Genomic DNA, 17,595 nt, shown 5'->3' with positions numbered 1-17,595 from the left:
AAAAAGGGAGCGAAATCGCTCCCTTTTTCTATTTAAATTTACTTGCTAATGCAGCCAGCTTCGATGCCATATCTGTTTCTGGTTGCTGACGCGGTTTGTTGTCCCGATCACGTTTCGGTGCTGGATTACGCTTTTCTTCTGTCTTCATAGACAATCCTATTCTATTTCTACGCTCATCCACTTCCGTTACGGTCACCATCACTTTTTGCTGTACCTTAACCACTTCATGTGGATCAGCAATATAACGGTTCGCCAACTGGCTAAGATGCACTAAACCATCTTGGTGTACACCGATATCAACGAATGCTCCAAAATTAGTAATGTTTGTCACGATACCCGGTAACTTCATCCCTACACGTAGATCCGAAACTGCATTTACACCATCCGTGAAGTTAAACTCTTCGAATTGCTCCCGCGGGTCACGCCCTGGTTTTGAAAGCTCCGCAAGAATATCATTTAACGTTGGTAAACCAACTTGATCCGATACATATTTCTTTAGATCGATTTGCTTCCGTAGCTCATCGTTAGACAAAAGATCAGCTACTTTGCTGTTTACATCTTTCGCCATCTGCTCCACCAAGGCGTATCGTTCAGGATGCACGGCTGATGCATCTAATGGGTGCTCTCCATTACGAATCCGCAGAAAACCAGCAGCTTGTTCGAAGGCCTTATCGCCGAGACGCGGCACCTTCTTCAGTTCCTTTCTGGAACGGAAAGGTCCGTTTGCCATCCTGTAATTCACAATCTGTTGGGCCAATGAAGGACCCAACCCAGAAACGTAAGCAAGAACCTGCTTAGAGGCGGTGTTCAACTCAACACCCACGGCGTTCACACAAGAAATTACCGTATCGTCCAATGCTGTTTGCAACTTATTTTGGTCAACATCGTGCTGATATTGCCCTACCCCGATTGACTTGGGATCAATCTTCACCAGCTCCGCCAAAGGATCCATCAACCGTCGACCAATCGATACAGCGCCACGCACTGTCACATCATGATCAGGAAATTCCTCCCTCGCTACATCCGAAGCAGAGTAAATCGATGCGCCAGATTCATTGACCATGACAAGTGTTACCCCTTGGATGCCCAATTTACGTACAAACTCCTCTGTCTCCCTTCCTGCAGTACCATTGCCGACAGCTATAGCTTCAATATTGTGCTTCTCAACCAAATGTTTTACGGTCTTGGCAGCTTCAGCAGCTCCCCCCGCTCCCGTATGCGGAAAAATTGCGGTATTTTCCAACAAAGTACCTTGCGCATCAAGTACCACTGTTTTGCATCCTGTACGGAACCCGGGATCGATTGCCAACAATCGCTTTTGGCCCAAGGGAGCCGCCAAAAGTAACTGGCGAACGTTGTCAGCAAATACACGTATAGCCTCTTCATCGGCACGTTGGCGTGTCAAAACACGCACTTCCGTTTCCATGGATGGCTTCAGCAAACGCTTGTAGCTGTCCTGCAAGGCCAACCTCACCTGTGCTGCAGCCTCATTACTGCTCTTTACATATAGCCTATCAATCGTTGGTAGAATTTCCGTTTCGTCCACTGCGATATCCAAGTACAGCAATTCTTCCTTTTCGCCACGGCGCATTGCTAATACGCGGTGTGATGGCGCATCTTTCAAGAATTCGGACCATTCGAAATAATCTTTATATTTTAATGCAGCCTCCTCTTTGCCCGCAACTACGCGAGATACAAACTGTCCTTTATCCAAAAATACTTTACGTGCACGCGTTCTGACATCCGCATCTTCAGCAATTTGCTCCGCAATGATGTCACGGGCCCCAGAAAGTGCATCTTCCAATTTCTCCACGCCATGCTCCTCATTGATGAAGGCTTCCGCCCATCCGGCAATAGCTCCGTGTTCCTGCCGCAACAGTTGATCGGCCAAGGGTTGTAGTCCCTTCTCCCGAGCAACGGAAGCGCGTGTTTTCCTTTTCGGCTTGTAAGGCAGATAAATATCTTCCAAGATGGCCATGGTTTCCGCACTTTTTATTTGCTGTTCCAGCTCGGCTGTTAGTTTTCCTTGCTCAGTAACCGATTTCAATACGGCTTCCTTCCTTTTATCCAAGTCTCGCAGCTGTTGCACACGATCACGAATACTGGTGATCTGTACCTCATCCAAACTTCCGGTCATCTCCTTGCGGTAACGCGCAATAAATGGAATCGTCGCTCCTTCGTCCAAAAGTTCAATCGTTGTGGATACTTGGCGGTTGGTAATGCCAAGCTCTTGCGAAATAATAATTTCGTATGCCATAAGTGTAAAGTGTATGCAATAGAAATGATTGCCTCGAAAATAGCCTATGTCTTTTGCAACAGAAATTAGCGTATCTAATCGTATTTAGCAATGAAGCAATCTAGCACCTCGGTGCAGATTGCTTCAAATACATTATCTCTACTTCTAAAATACGTAACCTCAAGTGCTTGGCGACAGTCCTCTATGTCGATACAATCGTGTAAGGTTTACTTGTTTTAAGCTTTTTTTGTAGGTTCTTCAACATCCGCTTTTACTACGGATTCTTCTTTTGTTGCATCTTCCGCTGCAAAATGGTCATTGTAGCCATACTGATAGTGCTGATCGCCAGAGCTAGGTTGTTGTCCTGGATCATGCTGATAGGTATTTTCCGGTGCACTAAAGGTAGGCAACGGTTTCTTTTCTTCTTTCGGTTTTGCTTCTGCGACCTGCTCTTCTACGGCTTCTTCCGTCGGAACTTCCGCTGTTTGGCTGTCTGCTTTAGGTTGCTCTTCCGCCGTCACGTCCAAATCCTTTTCAAAATTGTTTATCTGGTCAGAAATTTCTCTCTTGATACCTTCCGAAGCATCTTTAAATTCGCGAATCCCTCGCCCTAATCCACGTGCTAATTCAGGAAGTTTCTTACCACCAAACAACAGCAGAATAACGATAACAATGAGTATCATCTCCTGCGAACCAATATTCAAGAATCCTAAAGTCATTTGTTTTATTTTTTAGTCTTTACTGCCGACTAAGGTAAGCCTTAATTTAATTATCCTCAAAATTTTGATGTAATTATTTAGTAACATTTTCATAATGAGCCCTTCCTTCATAAACAACAAAAATTTATTAACTATGCAATAGGATGACGATAGCGACGGGGGCAATTGCTATCTTTGTCGCCTCACTATGTTATACACGTATTACAAAAAGAACAAACACTTCTATTGGAGTGCATTCGCGCTTGCAGGGCCGGTGGTCATTTCGCAGTTGGGTCAAACGTTGGTGCATACCGCAGATACCATTGTTGTCGGAAAGTTCGCGGGCACGATTCCTTTGGCAGCTGTTTCCCTCGTACACTCGGTCTTTATCGTGGTAATGGTGGTCGGCTTGGGCATTTCCTATGGCTTAACCCCTCTCATCGCACAAGCCAACGGGCAGGGTGATAAAGCAGCATGCGCAAAGCTCTTATCGAACAGCCTTTGGTTAAACATACTCACGGCCATTGTCCTTTTCGCGGTGGTCAATTTCGGTTCTGTGTATGCCATGCAGCATATGGATCAGGATCCGCGGGTGGTAGAAACTGCCAAGCCCTATTTGTTGATACTGATGTTGTCTATCCTACCCTTAATGGTCTTCAACACCTTCAAACAATTTGCGGAAGGTTTAGGATTCACAAAACAGGCTATGAACATTACCATTTGGGGTAATGTGTTAAACATTATCTTGGCCGTGATATTTGTCAAAGGTTTCTTCGGCCTAAAGCCCATGGGTATTGTTGGTGTAGGTTACGCTACACTGATAGACCGCATACTCATGATGGTAGCGATGTCGGCCTATGTATTACGCTCTAGATTATTCAAGGTATATACAAGCTATTTCCGCGTGAGGCATGTGGATCTGCAAAAAGTAAAGTCCATTTTCAAGATAGGCGCTCCAGTAGCGTTACAATATGTTTTTGAGGTAGGGGCTTTCGCTGCAGCCTCCGTGATCGCCGGAAAAATTGGCGCAGTGGAGCAGGCCAGTCACCAAGTAGCGATCACCCTCGCGGCGATGACTTATATGATGGCTAGCGGAATCGCATCGGCCGCCACCATAAAAACAGGACACAACTACGGGAAGAAGAACATGGAACGTGTACAGAAATTTGCCACCGTATCTTACCATCTTGTGCTGATATTTATGGTGGTTTGCGCATTGATTTTCACCATTTTCAACCAGTATCTACCTTTGGTCATTAGTGACGATCAAGCGGTTATCCGTATTTCGGCGCAGCTATTGATTATAGCAGGCTTGTTTCAGCTTTTTGATGGTACGCAGGTCGTAGGTTTGGGCGTCTTACGTGGCATGGGCGATGTAAATGTGCCGACAATCATTACCTTTATTGCCTATTGGATTATCGGAATCCCATCAGCGTATTTGTTTGGCATTTATCTTAACATCGGTATTCAAGGCGTTTGGTATGGCTTGACCTTAGGCTTACTCAGCTCTTCCGTACTGCTGTTCTTCCGGTACCGAACCATCATGCGTAAAAGAAAGTCGGCCTTCGACAACCTTCAAACAAGCTAGATCACACGATAAAAAAAAGCCGGAACAGATGTCCGGCTTTTTTTTATATTTCTCTATTGATATCCCAGCTTTCGAGATAATCAGCTACTCGTTTAAGGAACATCCCTCCAAGTGCGCCGTCGATGACGCGATGATCATAGGACATTGACAAGTACATCATATGGCGAATAGCGATTACATCACCATCAGCCGTCTCCAGTACAGCAGGTCTCTTTTTAATTGTTCCCACCGCTAGAATGGCCGCTTGTGGCTGGTTGATAATGGGAAATCCCATGATATTACCGAATGCACCGATATTGGAAAACGTAAATGTTCCCCCCTGTGTATCGTCGGGTTTCAATTTGTTTCCACGAGATCTATTGGCCAAATCGTTCACGGCTTTGCTCAAACCTACCAAACTCAACTGATCGGCATTTTTGATCACCGGTACAATCAGATTACCCGATGGAAGGGCGGCAGCCATTCCAATATTTATGTTTTTCTTTTTAATAATCCGATGTCCGTCTACCGACACATTGATCATGGGAAAATCTTTGATCGCTTTGCTTATAGCCTCAATAAACAAGGGTGTAAACGTAATATTTTCGCCTTCGCGTTGTTTATAGCTATCCTTTACCTTATTTCGCCAATTTACTAAGTGGGTTACATCAGCCTCTACAAAAGAGGCAACATGGGGTGAGGTTTTAACGCTATGTACCATATGGTCGGCAATCAGCTTCCGCATACGATCCATCTCAATGATCTCATCGCCCGACGTGGAAAACTTCGCATGCTCCGTAACGGATGCAGTCTCAACCGGCTGCGACACGGGCACTGCAACAGTCGCTGTTTTATCTTCAGCAACAGGCGGGTTCTCCTGCTCGATAACTCTTTTCTTGCTCAAATAGTCCAAAACATCCTGCTTCGTCACTCTACCTTCTGCACCGGTACCGACAATTTGATCGAGCTCTTCCTTACGCAACCCTTCCTCTTGCGCGATATTTTTCACCAAGGGAGAGTAGAAACGATCGCCAACTTGCTTAATGCGCATCTCCTCTGTATTGCTTTGCAACAAGCTGACACCGGGTATTTCACTTGTTGAAGACTCTTCGCTAACGACCTCAGTAGGCTTAGCCGTGTCAATAATTTCCTCATCAGCCACAGGCCCTGGCGCTAGGAAAGCCGGAGTTCCAGCGTCATCATCACGTAGCACCTCATTATTATCATCAGCTTCTACCTCGATCAATGCGATCACATCACCGACCTGTACAACCTGATTCTCTTCAAATAAAATTTTGGACAACTTTCCTACTACTGGCGATGGAACGTCGGAATCCACTTTATCTGTTGCTATCTCCACAACGGCTTCATCCTCCACGATGGTATCTCCCACAGCCTTCACCCACTTCGTTATGGTCGCTTCAGAAACACTCTCTCCCATCTTTGGAAGCAACAATTTATATATAGCCATAAGATATAAGTTCGTTGAATGATTTACTAAATTAACATTTAATCTACTTAATTCGTATAAACAGAATATAATATTTTAAAAACAATCTTTAATAAAACATTATTCCATTTTTACAGCTTCTTCTTTTTGAAACAAATTCCACAACATACTGAGTCCTGCCATGGTTGCGCGCTGGATATTTACGGCGCGATCGTTCTTGTAGTAGAATGTTTTGCTCAACGTTTCATATCGTCCGGCCACGGCGACACAAACCATGCCGACAGGTTTCTCCGGCGTTCCCCCACCCGGGCCCGCAATTCCACTTGTCGCAATAGCGTAGTCACTATGGAACACCGCCTTCGCACCATCCGCCATTTGCACGACCGTTGGCTCACTCACCGCACCATGTGCCTCCAGCGTGGATGCGGAAACCCCTAGCACATCAACTTTCGCTTGATTGGAATAGACAACTGCCGCTCCTTGAAACATCTGGCTTGCTCCGGCTACGGCCGTAATCTGTGTTGATATGTTACCGCCAGTACAACTTTCGGCCGTTGCCAAACGTAGATTCTTCGCGGCGAAAGTCCGCACAATAATCTCTTCAAAGGAAAGATCTTCCCGTGCTACCACATGCTTACCGAGGCGCTGTGCCACCGCATCAGCAATGTTATCGGTTTCTTTTTTCAGGACTTCAAGATCCGCTCCCACTGCAGTAAAGCGGAGCCTAACCAAACCCAATTTTGGCAGGTAGGCCAATTTTACGAAGGAAGGCATCGCGTCCTCAATATCTTCAATTTGCCTTGCTAGATGAGACTCTCCTAAACCTACGGTAATCAAATGTGCATTGTACACGTAGGCTTCAGGTTGCAGGCGACGAAGATCAGGCAGCACACGATGTTCTATAAGGTGCTTCATTTCAAAGGGTACACCAGGTAGAAAGGCGTAATACTTACCTTCTTTTTCTATAGCCATACCTGGCGCTGTACCCACATCGTTGAACAGCACCTTGGCGATTGCCAATACATCCGCCTGCTGTTTGTTCACCTCCGGCATATCCGTGTAGCCCAAACGATCAAACAACTGCTGCACATGAGCCAAAACCTGCGGGTCGCGCACCAAACGGGTATTAAAGTAATTCGCTATGGTGCTTTTCGTCACGTCATCTTTTGTAGGTCCTAAACCTCCGGTAACGATAATGACGTCCGCCCGCTGCTCGGCTTGTTGCAGGGCAAGCGTTATAGCCTCTGCGGAATCTGAAATGGAGCTGATCTGTGCAATGCTGATATGCAGCGGAGCAAGTTGCTGCGCTATCCACGCCGAATTGGTATCAACGATTTGTCCATTGAGGATTTCGTCGCCAATCGTTATGATTTCTGCTTTCATACGCTAAGAAATTTAAATGCTAGAAGCTGGTATGGCTCTCGCGTTTGGTCAACTTCAGATCTTGCAGTACCGAAGCCTTCGCGCGAATCGTGATGTTGTAACTTCGGTATTGCCCGAAAGGTGTCCAGCCGACAGACATATCCCAACAGTGTAAATCACGGTAGATACTAAAACGGGTCAACGACACCGCCCGCTGGCGGAAGTCATAACCGGTATTGAACTGCACTTTCCAATTTGGAGTTACATTAAAATCGCCGTTCACGTTGACAGTAGCTGTCACATTATTCCGCATCCGTCTTGTATTTTGATCAAACGACTGCGAATAATTCATACTGAACGAACCGTTTAAATTCCAGGGAATATTAAAGTCGACAAAGGCGTTAGGGTCAGTACTTATCCTTGCCAATGCGTTCACCTGATCGGGCGTCAGGTTGGGCATCTGGTTCCTTAAGGAGTCGATATTGTTGTTACGGCTTTTGTTGGCATTCGGGTTCAAACTGTAGTCGAAGGAAAGTCCGAAGTTTGTCAAACGAGCAAGCTTGCCGTCTTGCAGGGCAAAACGATCAATACGAGCACCGTTCTCGCCCACAACATAGGGATCGAAAGTACCGTTAAAGTTCAAGTTGATCTTTTCCTTGAATAAGGATGTACGCCCCGAGAAACTGATGGTAGATAGTTTCAAGGAGTCGGCCATAAAATTATAGTTACCGCTAAAGGTCAACCCTTGTAAAATCTTAATCTTTTTGAATCCTTTTCCTGTAGTGTCATTGTCGGTACGGATCTTGGCTTCAACGTTGTTGTCTACAGAAAAGCCTATACCCATAGAACGACCAGCACTTGGTCCACCGTAGATTCCCCCTTCGAAAATGGAATAACGCTCCGACAGACCATTTTGGTTAATGAAATCACGGTAAAATCCATACCGCTGATCAGAAAAATCAGGACGGTAATTTAAGTTAACCGAAGGCGTGATGACATGGCGGATAGCTTCCACCTTACCCATTTTGGGATACATACCATAGATCTTTGTCGCAAGTCCCGAGGAAACGGAATAGTCGTATGCACGCTGAAAGCCCTGCACCGTATCGCGCATTTCTGAGAAACCATTCACCTCATTGACCAATCCCTTCCGAATGGTCTGCAGGTACCAACGTTCCGTATAATTGACGGAAGTATTAAACTGAAAATACTTGAAAGCATTCAAGCTTAGCGCAATAGGAATATTATGCTGGAAACCGTTGGTAAAATTATTCAAAGATTCCTTTCTGAACAATACGGAATCTCCGGTGGAGATAGAGTTTCTTCCTTGCAAACTATATCCCACTGTAATCCGCTGATACCATTTCTGTTCACCTACTCTTTTCTTCGAATCAAAAGGATTGAAGGTGGATACGTTTAAGCTGAACGTAGGCAACTCCAAATCGACCTGTCCCGTGCTCATCGTTTGACGGTGGCTTAAACTTGAAGTAAAGTTGACTTTTCCATCGGCAAATACTCGCCCGTAAGAAATCGATGAGGACATATTGTTATTGGTGATATCCCGATAACTGTTCGTCAAGTTGAACGCTGTATTTTGATAGTAGGTACTTGTACCGAAGTTTACCGAAGCCGAGAACGATGTTCCTGGGTTTGCCTCTTGGCGCTGTGTATGGTTCCAAGTAACGTTAAAGTCTTGGTTTCGCTTGTAGGTATCTGTCCCTTCAACCCCCGTTGGGTTGGACGCATAGCGGATATTAAAACCGCCGCTGTATTTGTAATTCACCAAGTAGTTGGTACGAACGGTACCTTCCCAAGCCCCTCGAGAGAAAATACTACCGCGAATTTCTGAATCCCAGTAATCGCTAAAGGCAAGGTACCAACCAATATCACGCATGGCTAGACCACGCGTAGCATCTTCACCAAACGAAGGGAACAAGAATCCTGATGCCCGCTTATTCTGTCGAGGAAAGAAACCAAATGGAATAGCAGCAAACTTAATCGGTATATTTTCCACGACGAGGTAAGCAGGGCCAACAATAATATGGTTTCCTGCCATCAAACCCTTTGTAAACTGAATTCCGAAATGCGTGTGTGGAAAGGGAAGATTACAAGTACTGTACATACCTGTTCTTAACGAAAGCTCGTCATACAAGTTTTTGCGTACAACTTTTGCTTGAATATAGGCTCCGTCCTGCTCGGTCATGATACCGTAGGTATTTCCTTCTTTGGTTTTGTAATCATAAACCAAAGAATCCACAGATTTAGGTGTATCACCAGGGAAGATCACGACGGGTCGTCCTACGTACTTGCCATTATGATCTGTCAAACCACTTGCAAACAGTCGATTGGTGTTCCTGTCCAAGCGAATATAATCAGCGGAAAGTTCGAACTCTTGGTATTTAACCTTAGCCCCGTTATACAAATGCAAAATATTTTTACTAACCTCATTCCACGCCGAATCGTTAGCTACGATGGTGACCATCGTTTCCAAGCCATCTTCTCCCTGCATGACAACCGTATCCTTGCCGCTGCTGTCCTTGAAATTATTTTTTGTGGTATCTGGGGCAATTATTGTCGTATCTTGTACGTTAGAACTGTTAGTTTTGGCAGGCTGTTCGACCTGAGCTAAAGAGCTCGGCACGAACGCAAACAGGAACAAAATGCTGCAGAAAAAACAAGTTAACGCCTTCAATGTAAATTACGAATGTTATTTTTGTTTGAATTTAAACTTTCTTCCGGCAAAAATAGTCAAAAAAGATTTAGAAAGCGTGACCTATGAACACGAATAAGGAAAATAAAATTTTACGCTATTTTTGCACACTAATTAAACGAAGATATACTAGGATATTATACATATGACGAAAAATTTAAATGTAAAAAGATGGAGTTTATTTGTTGCAGCGATTTTTACGTTAACCCTTACCATTTCGGCTACCCCTCCTCCTGAAAGAAAAGAACAGGCACAGGGATCAGCTCAAAAGTTACGCACCATTGTATTGGATGCTGGACATGGTGGCCATGATGCAGGAGCACGCGGCCGACAATCGAATGAAAAAGACGTAGCCCTCAGTGTTGCGCTTAAGCTAGGCAAGAAAATAGAAGATGAGATGCCAGGGGTACAGGTCATATTCACCCGAAAAACAGATGTTTTTATCCCCTTATATGAGCGTCCTGCAGTCGCTAACAAAAATAAAGCAGATCTCTTTATTTCCATCCACTGTAATTCAGCAGACAGCGACCGCCGCGTAAAAAACAAGAAAGGTCGCTATGTTACCAGCACCGTACGAAACCCTTCGGTACGAGGAACGGAAACCTTCGTATGTGGTTTTAATAGGTTGGGCAGCCAAGATGTGGCTATCCGCGAGAATGCATCTATCCTCCTTGAAGACAACTACAAGGACAATTACGGTGGATTTGATCCTAAAGACCCTTCTAGTATGATTGTTTTTCAACTGATGAAGAATCAATTCCGAAGAGAGAGCATCAAGCTTGCTTCCAACATGCAGGATGAGTTTGTCAAGTCTTCTCGTGTCAATCGTGGCGTACAAGAATTGTCTCTTGCGGTGTTGGCTACCGCAGGAATGCCTTCGGTATTAACCGAAATTGGTTTTATCAGCAGCCCCGATGAAGAGGAATATATGTTGTCTACGGCCGGACAGAGCGAAATTGTAACAAATCTATTTAATGCAATAAAAACATATAAAACAGCGACAGAACGCTAAACATTTAGTACATTAGTTTGTTGTTATTGCATAGAAAATTAAATATTCGGACCACATTTTGAAAGTATCTAACGAAACAAAAGTTGGCATCATCACTGTCGCTGCCCTCGCGCTCTTATTTATAGGCTACAATTTTTTGAAAGGAAATGATGTATTCAGCTCTGAAAATGAGTTTTATACGGATTACGACAATGTGGACGGACTAACGGCTTCCAAACCTGTTGTCGTGAATGGATACCAGATTGGACGGGTTTCGAAGATGGAGCTTTTAGGCAACGGCAAAATAAGGACGCACTTCAAGATTAAGAATGATTACGAAATTCCTTCTAATTCTGTGGCGCGCATTGTCAGTGCCGATTTGTTAGGCAGTAAAGCGATTGTTTTTGAGCTAGGGAATAGTACCACCATGGCCAAAGATGGCGACCCGCTGTTATCCGATGTGCAGGCCAATCTGCTGGAGAAAGTAGAACCTTTACAAAAGAAAGTCGAAAATTTGGTTGTCAAACTGGATTCCGTTCTCTCCGCCGTTAATACCGCGCTAGATGACGAGTTTCAACGTGATTTTAAAAGTAGCTTACACAGTATTTCCATTTCCCTCAACAATATGGAGCGGATCACCAGCGATGTTGAGGGTTTAATGGGCTCTGAAAAAGCACGATTGGCTAAAATCATGCAAAATCTAGAATCTATAACAAACAACTTCAAGAGCAACAATGCGAAGATTAACAACATCCTAGCTAATCTTGACCACCTTTCAGACGACCTGTCGAAAACAGAGATAAAGGCGACCATCGACAATGCCAATCAGGCGATGAAAGATGTGCAAGCTATCACAACTAAAATTAATAATGGAGAAGGTTCTATTGGTCTGTTGCTGCACGACGAGCAATTATACAACAACCTGAATAGCGCTTCTGCAGAACTAGATGGGCTGATCAAAGACGTCAAAGAACGTCCCGGCAAATACATCCGACTAAGTATATTCGGTAAAAAGGACACCAAGTAGATCGCTTCACGATATAGGTTGTTAAGCATAAAAAAAAGCTTCTCGAAAATTCGAGAAGCTTTTTTATTTCACTTGGACCGAAGGCTATAAGGTTTCTTTTAACCAACCAAAGAATTCGCGTTGCCACACTTGTGCGTTCTGCCCAGACAGCACCCAGTGGTTCTCTTCAGGGAGATAAACGAGTCGGCTTTTCACCTGTTTCAATTGTGCGGCCTGAAAAGCTTCAAGGCCTTGCCCAATAGGCACACGAAAATCTTTTCCTCCTTGGAAGATCAGGATTGGCGTATCCCACTTATCTATATGTTTGATAGGGTTGAACTCCGTGTAGGTCTTTTCGTTTGCTTTATCCCAATATGGGCCACCCAAATCATAATTAGCAAAAAACAGCTCTTCCGTTGTGCCATACCATGAGGTCATGTCAAACAATCCGCAATGCGAGATAAGCGACTTAAAACGTCCTTCATGTACACCGGCCAACATAAATACCGAGTAGCCACCATAACTGGCTCCTACCGCACCAATACGTTGCTTATCAACATAAGGTTCTTTTGCCAAATCGTCAATAGCCGATAAATAATCCCGTATAGGTTGTCCGCCCCAATCTTTGCTAATATCTTGATTCCATTTGACGCCCCAGCCCGGCATACCGCGCCGATTTGGCAAAATAACAATGTAACCCTGCGAGGCCATCAACTGGAAGTTCCAACGGAACGAGTAGCCTAAAGTTGTGGCCGCTTGAGGACCGCCTTGGCAGAAAAGAAGGGTTGGGTATTTTTTATTTGGATCGAAATTCGGCGGATAGATCACCCACGAAAACAAATCGGCCCCATCAGTAGCCTTTGTAAAACGGCCTTCTACTTTTGTCTTGGCAATCTTAGCGTAAGCGGCATCGTTGACCGTTGTTATTGCACGCAATGACTTTTTCTTCAGGTCATAGCTATAAATCTCGGCAGCACGTGTCAAGGTTGTCGAGGTTACGATCAGCTGGCCATCAAGCTCAGCAACGATATCACCAATATCAAATTGTCCTTCACTGATCTGTTTTACGGTAAAGCCGGCATCCTTTTTACTAGGAGTCAGCGCAACTTCAAACAGCTGCACCGTACCCTTGGTGGGAGCCGTAAAGTACAACTTACGACCATCCCGGCTCCAAATAAACGAATTTACAGTGCCGTCCCAAGAAGCTGTCAGGTTTAAACGACGCGTCGACTTACGATCGAAAATCACAATATCGGTTTTATCAGCTTCAAACCCATCTGTCTTCATACTTAGCCAAGCTAACTTTTGTCCATCAGGACTATAAACCGGATGTGTATCATACCCAGCCATGCCTGCTGTCAAGTTGGTGGTTTCTTTCGTCGCAAGATCGTAGCGGTAAATGTCCGTATTGGTACTGACGGCATATTCTTTACCAAATTTTTTCTTACAAACATACAACACCGCTTTACTGTCCGGCGACCAGGCGAAATCGTCCGCACCACCGAAGGGCGCCTGTGGACTGTAAAAAGCTTCGCCAGCCAAAAGATCCAACGGCTCGCCTATCTTCCCATTATCATAGCTCGCGACGAAGGGGTGGTTAAAACGTCCATCGTTAAAGCTGTCCCAATGCCTATAGTCCAAATCGTCATAAATATAAACATTGGACTTCGGCAAATCCGCATATTTATCCACACTGTGATACGTGTTCACCAAAACCGGACGACTGAACAAAATGTGTTTCCCATCGGGAGATAATTTGACGTTCTCCAAACCCTCCGCTATGTCCGTCAGCTGCTTAGCTTCTCCTCCAGACAAAGGTTTACTCCACAGCTGCCCCTTTAGCAAATAGAGCACATCGCCCGCCGCAGTAATCTGTAGCACCGACTCCGCGCCAGCCTCATGCGTAAACTGCACCGCCGAACCACCATTTACCGGCACGACATATAGGTTTTTTTCAGACTTATTTTCGCCCAAGCTATAGTTTGACACGCCATATACAACAGACTTGCCATCGGCCGATAGGCCTTCAGCAGACACACGGCCAAGCGCCCATAATTTCTCTGGCGTCATTCGTTCTTCTCCCACATCGTAAATCTTATTCGTAATCAATGTTCTATTAATCCTTTTCTCAGGCGCATGTTGTGCCAGCAAGGATGAGCTCAGCAACAGGGCACAAGCCAAAGCAGAAATTTTATTCATATTGTTTGTGTTAGATGCCTGCAAGTTAAGAAATCAAATGCCTATCCCGAAATCGCTGCCGATCCAACATGCGCACAAAGGTAAAATAGACCCGCAAATGAACAAAAAAACGAACCATGGACGCTAATTTCTAAACATTAAGCCGAACGGCGCTCAAATTGATACCAGTTGATCTTCAATGAAAACCGCATAAGCAAGGCCAACATAATGAATACACCAACGGTGCCAACGATCAATGCATAGTCTTGCAACTGTAATAGGAAAAAGATGAAAGCATAGCACAAGGATAAGATACCACTGAAATAAATCCCCAACTTACGATCCTTGGTGATACCAAAAATGAACGAACTGATCAACGCAATAGTTGCCAGAGCAGAGATTAGGTAACTCCAGTTAAAGCCTAAATGCTCAGCAATGGCCAATAACAAGGAATAGAATAAGACCATCGCGCATCCGATCAATATGTATTGAATCAAATGTACGCGTTGCTTCTTAAGTATTTCGGTAAAGAAAAGCGATGTGAAGGTCAGAAGGATAACGAGTACCGCATATTTAGCCACTCGACTTGTTTTCTGGTAATTATTGACAGACTCCAAAAAATTGATCTGTACCATATCTTGCAGGCCCGATAAGGTCGCCATATCGGAGGAACTCACTGTTTGCCCATCTGCAACGACTTTGGGTAATGGAAAATCTTCACCGTTGGGAAGCCTCTCATATAAAGCGCGTTTGGCTCCGGTCCATTGTCGAGGAAATTTGCGAGAGAAGCTCGGAACCTGCCAGTTGGCGGAGAAGGCCTGCTCACCTACTTCTCTTTCGTCGGGCAAAAATCCGCCATCAAAACTCGGATTTGGCCACGTCCCTTTAGCAGCTATTGCGGTCTCTTCCGCCGTAGGAAAGATGGTCAAGGCTTTGGACCCTCGGATATCAATATGTAAGGTGAAAGATCCCGTTGTGGATCCCGAGGACAGATCAACGGGCACCGACATATTCTGTTCAAAAAGAGCTACCTCTCCGCTTCCAATCTGGAAAGAAGAGGCCTGCCCATTCCATTGTAGCTTAGGTGCCGACTTTAGACCTTTCACGTCGCTGAGTCCTAAAAACAGTTTTGCATCCTGCCATTGCACATCTTCTGCCGCTATATTCAGCTTTTTTAAATCGATCTCGCCGAAACTACCGCGCATCTGCAACGCGCCGTTGTAAACGACCGTTTGGTAAATTCCCCGTTTTCGAAGCTCCGGATCAACAGTGGCCTCGACCTTAACCTGATCGGCCGTGAGAAAGACATAATCCGTTTCCCAATAATTTTCCGTTTCGAGCTTTCCATTGGCACCTGTTCTATTTACTTGCTGCGCGTAACGATAGGGAATCCCAATCACCGGGCCAGACACCAATTGTGGTCCGCCCCATTTGCTGGAAATCTCGTTTCCTACTTCCGCTTCCCGACCGCTACGTTCTGCGATCAAATCCTGAACCCAAGACAAGGGAATGAGCAGGAATAAAACAAGTACCAGCATCACAAAAAGCTTAAGTACGATAGACGATGATAAACGATCGATTAACGATGTTGAAGGTATCTCCGGCATAGGAGAATAGGGTTGATTTTTATGTTCCATGACAATTATTAGTTAAAAGTGAATAGTAGCGTTTTTAGCAATGAGCATACCTTGCAGCATGCTTAGCGGATGTTCCAAAAGATGGCTAAACTCCAGCCCATGAAAGGGCTGGCAAGCTTTTCCCTTTCGAAAAGATTGTACAAAGTAGCGAAAGTGCTCAGGATAGAGGCTGGTTCCAATCCCAATCATAGCCAGCAGATACAGGCTGATCTTCCCATTGCCCAACAGTAGATATTGCATCGCAATCTCATCCTGGATGGCGGTTCCAGTTTCTGTGAGCACATGAAAAACATCATGGTTTTCCAGCTTAGGCATCACATCGAAGCCATTATGGGCATAAAATTCGCCTAAAGCTGCCCCCAAGGTGCCTGAAGGATAAGCTAAAAAAGCCATCTTACTGATACCCCAAGGCTTTTTATGGCGCTTGAACAACTGCGCATATAAGCGCGATGATCCATCATATAGGGCCATCATCAAACGTAGTCGAATCGTCTTCATAAATATTTAAAAAGTACTTTGAATTACAAAGTTGATGAACAAAAAAATTTATTTATACTGCTGCTTTATCAAATTTTCGAGTGCGGTCAGGTGATCAGCAAATGCTTTCTGCCCCTTCGTTGTCTTTTTGTACCGTGTATGCGGTTTCCGATCGACAAAGCTTTTCTCCACCGTGATGTATCCCTCCTTCTCCAAGGTTTTCAGATTGGAAGCTAGATTGCCATCGGTAGCTTCCAAGAGTTCCTTCAGCGAACTAAAGTCGTAGTCTTCATTTGCCAAGAGCACGCCCATAATCTGCAAACGAAGCCTATTTTCAAAAATCTTGTTGTATAGAGAGAGATCCAACCCCACCTTATTCGTATTTCTTGTAAACTATAAAACCATAAATGATATGCAGCAAGCCGAAGCCAACCACCCAAAACCAAAGTCCGTAACCGGGAAACAGCAAAGCTAGCAATCCTAAAGCTATTTCCAAGATACCTAACCACCGTACTTCCTTAAAGGTGTAGACGCTACCTGCGGCAAGCGCCAAGCCATAAAAGATCAATAAGGTAGCCGCAATGAGCGCAAGATACCCTTTACAAACAAAGATTATAGCCAACAATCCGCCCGTAACCAAAGGCAGTGCCATCGCAATCAGCATCGCTTTGCTGGTCGGGTTCCATATAACCTGCTTCAATCGCTTTGCCTTTCGTTTTGCCATCAGTACGCTCGTGACCAATGAAAAAACAAGGACCAATACGGCAAGTATACCGAGGTAAGACACGATACCTTCATCCGTCACATAATGATGACGATAAGTAAAGCCGCCTAAGCCATACACTTTTTGGTAGGCAAAGAAAGCTCCAACCAGTGCGTACATACCCATCAATACGCCCGATAGCCCCGATATTGAGAGAAATTTAGAGGACTTTTCCATGATGGAACGGATGTGTCCTATTTCTTTTATTAAATCTTTCTGATCCATACAAAGAACTTTGTGTTTCAAAGTAAATGAATATAAAAGACTTATGCAAGAGCTATTTTTATTTTGTTATTTTTTTAAAAATATTTTCAAAAAATACTTGCAGAATATAGTTTCCGTTCCTATCTTTGTGCCACAATAAAAGTCCTAATAACTGCGGAAGTGGCGTAATTGGTAGCCGCACCAGACTTAGGATCTGGCGCCGCAAGGCGTGGGGGTTCGAGTCCCTTCTTCCGCACTTGGATGTCCTCCCGAACTTAATAAACTCGGGAGGATTTTTTTTTGAAAAATGCGTAAA

Annotated in this window: 13 protein-coding genes and 1 tRNA gene; 4 read left to right on the top strand and 10 right to left on the bottom strand. The window is 44.6% G+C overall.

What is annotated here, in order from left to right:
- Positions 1–28: 28 nt before the first annotated feature.
- Both SCB77_RS17200 and SCB77_RS17195 read right to left on the bottom strand, forming a co-directional pair.
- Positions 29–2,257: a Tex family protein gene (locus tag SCB77_RS17200; protein ID WP_320183232.1), complete on the bottom strand. Its 2,229-nt coding sequence runs from the start codon at positions 2,255–2,257 to the stop codon at positions 29–31.
- Between the two features lie 215 nt (positions 2,258–2,472).
- Positions 2,473–2,955, bottom strand: a complete 483-nt coding sequence (locus SCB77_RS17195; protein ID WP_320183231.1) for a Sec-independent protein translocase subunit TatA/TatB — start codon at positions 2,953–2,955, stop codon at positions 2,473–2,475.
- A 187-nt stretch (positions 2,956–3,142) separates the two neighbouring features.
- On the opposite strand from SCB77_RS17195, the gene SCB77_RS17190 reads away from it, so the two are divergent.
- Positions 3,143–4,522: an MATE family efflux transporter gene (locus SCB77_RS17190; RefSeq protein ID WP_320183230.1), complete on the top strand. Its 1,380-nt coding sequence runs from the start codon at positions 3,143–3,145 to the stop codon at positions 4,520–4,522.
- 43 nt (positions 4,523–4,565) lie between these two features.
- On the opposite strand, the gene SCB77_RS17185 is transcribed toward SCB77_RS17190, so the two are convergent.
- From SCB77_RS17185 to SCB77_RS17175, 3 genes are all read right to left on the bottom strand, one after another.
- On the bottom strand, positions 4,566–5,972 hold the full coding sequence (locus SCB77_RS17185; RefSeq protein WP_320183229.1) for a dihydrolipoamide acetyltransferase family protein: 1,407 nt from the start codon (positions 5,970–5,972) through the stop codon (positions 4,566–4,568).
- A gap of 99 nt (positions 5,973–6,071) precedes the next feature.
- Positions 6,072–7,334 carry a competence/damage-inducible protein A gene (locus SCB77_RS17180; RefSeq protein ID WP_320183228.1) on the bottom strand — a complete coding sequence of 421 codons (1,263 nt, stop codon included), beginning with the start codon at positions 7,332–7,334 and terminating at the stop codon, positions 6,072–6,074.
- 19 nt (positions 7,335–7,353) lie between these two features.
- The gene (locus tag SCB77_RS17175; protein ID WP_320183227.1) at positions 7,354–9,954 is read right to left on the bottom strand and encodes a putative LPS assembly protein LptD; all 2,601 of its coding nucleotides are present in this window, start codon (positions 9,952–9,954) and stop codon (positions 7,354–7,356) included.
- 214 nt (positions 9,955–10,168) lie between these two features.
- Between SCB77_RS17175 and SCB77_RS17170 the strand changes: the two genes are divergently transcribed.
- A complete protein-coding gene (locus tag SCB77_RS17170; protein ID WP_320183226.1) occupies positions 10,169–11,035 on the top strand; it encodes an N-acetylmuramoyl-L-alanine amidase family protein in 867 nt (288 codons plus the stop codon).
- A gap of 58 nt (positions 11,036–11,093) precedes the next feature.
- Positions 11,094–12,041 (top strand): MlaD family protein, encoded by a 948-nt coding sequence (locus tag SCB77_RS17165; protein WP_320183225.1) that lies wholly within the window; start codon positions 11,094–11,096, stop codon positions 12,039–12,041.
- Positions 12,042–12,125: 84 nt separating this feature from the next.
- Here the strand turns inward: SCB77_RS17165 and SCB77_RS17160 are convergent, their stop codons facing one another.
- The 5 genes from SCB77_RS17160 to SCB77_RS17140 all read right to left on the bottom strand — a co-directional run bounded on the left by SCB77_RS17160 (position 12,126) and on the right by SCB77_RS17140 (position 17,300).
- Entirely contained in the window at positions 12,126–14,219 is a 2,094-nt protein-coding gene (locus tag SCB77_RS17160) for a S9 family peptidase (protein ID WP_320183224.1), read from the bottom strand.
- 137 nt (positions 14,220–14,356) lie between these two features.
- Positions 14,357–15,835 carry a cell envelope integrity protein CreD gene (gene creD / locus SCB77_RS17155; protein WP_320183223.1) on the bottom strand — a complete coding sequence of 493 codons (1,479 nt, stop codon included), beginning with the start codon at positions 15,833–15,835 and terminating at the stop codon, positions 14,357–14,359.
- 12 nt (positions 15,836–15,847) lie between these two features.
- A complete protein-coding gene (locus tag SCB77_RS17150; RefSeq protein WP_320183222.1) occupies positions 15,848–16,333 on the bottom strand; it encodes a Coq4 family protein in 486 nt (161 codons plus the stop codon).
- A 48-nt stretch (positions 16,334–16,381) separates the two neighbouring features.
- A complete protein-coding gene (locus SCB77_RS17145; protein ID WP_320183221.1) occupies positions 16,382–16,684 on the bottom strand; it encodes a winged helix-turn-helix domain-containing protein in 303 nt (100 codons plus the stop codon).
- A gap of 1 nt (position 16,685) precedes the next feature.
- Complete coding sequence (locus SCB77_RS17140; RefSeq protein WP_320183220.1) at positions 16,686–17,300, bottom strand: hypothetical protein; 615 nt, start codon at positions 17,298–17,300, stop codon at positions 16,686–16,688.
- A gap of 153 nt (positions 17,301–17,453) precedes the next feature.
- Between SCB77_RS17140 and SCB77_RS17135 the strand changes: the two genes are divergently transcribed.
- Positions 17,454–17,535: transfer RNA gene (locus tag SCB77_RS17135), tRNA-Leu, on the top strand.
- Positions 17,536–17,595 lie beyond the last annotated feature (60 nt).

Origin of the sequence: Sphingobacterium bambusae, from assembly GCF_033955345.1 — a bacterium.
Classification (GTDB): domain Bacteria; phylum Bacteroidota; class Bacteroidia; order Sphingobacteriales; family Sphingobacteriaceae; genus Sphingobacterium; species Sphingobacterium bambusae.
Note: the sequence above shows the minus strand (reverse complement) of the source record. Positions and strands in the feature narration are given on the sequence as shown.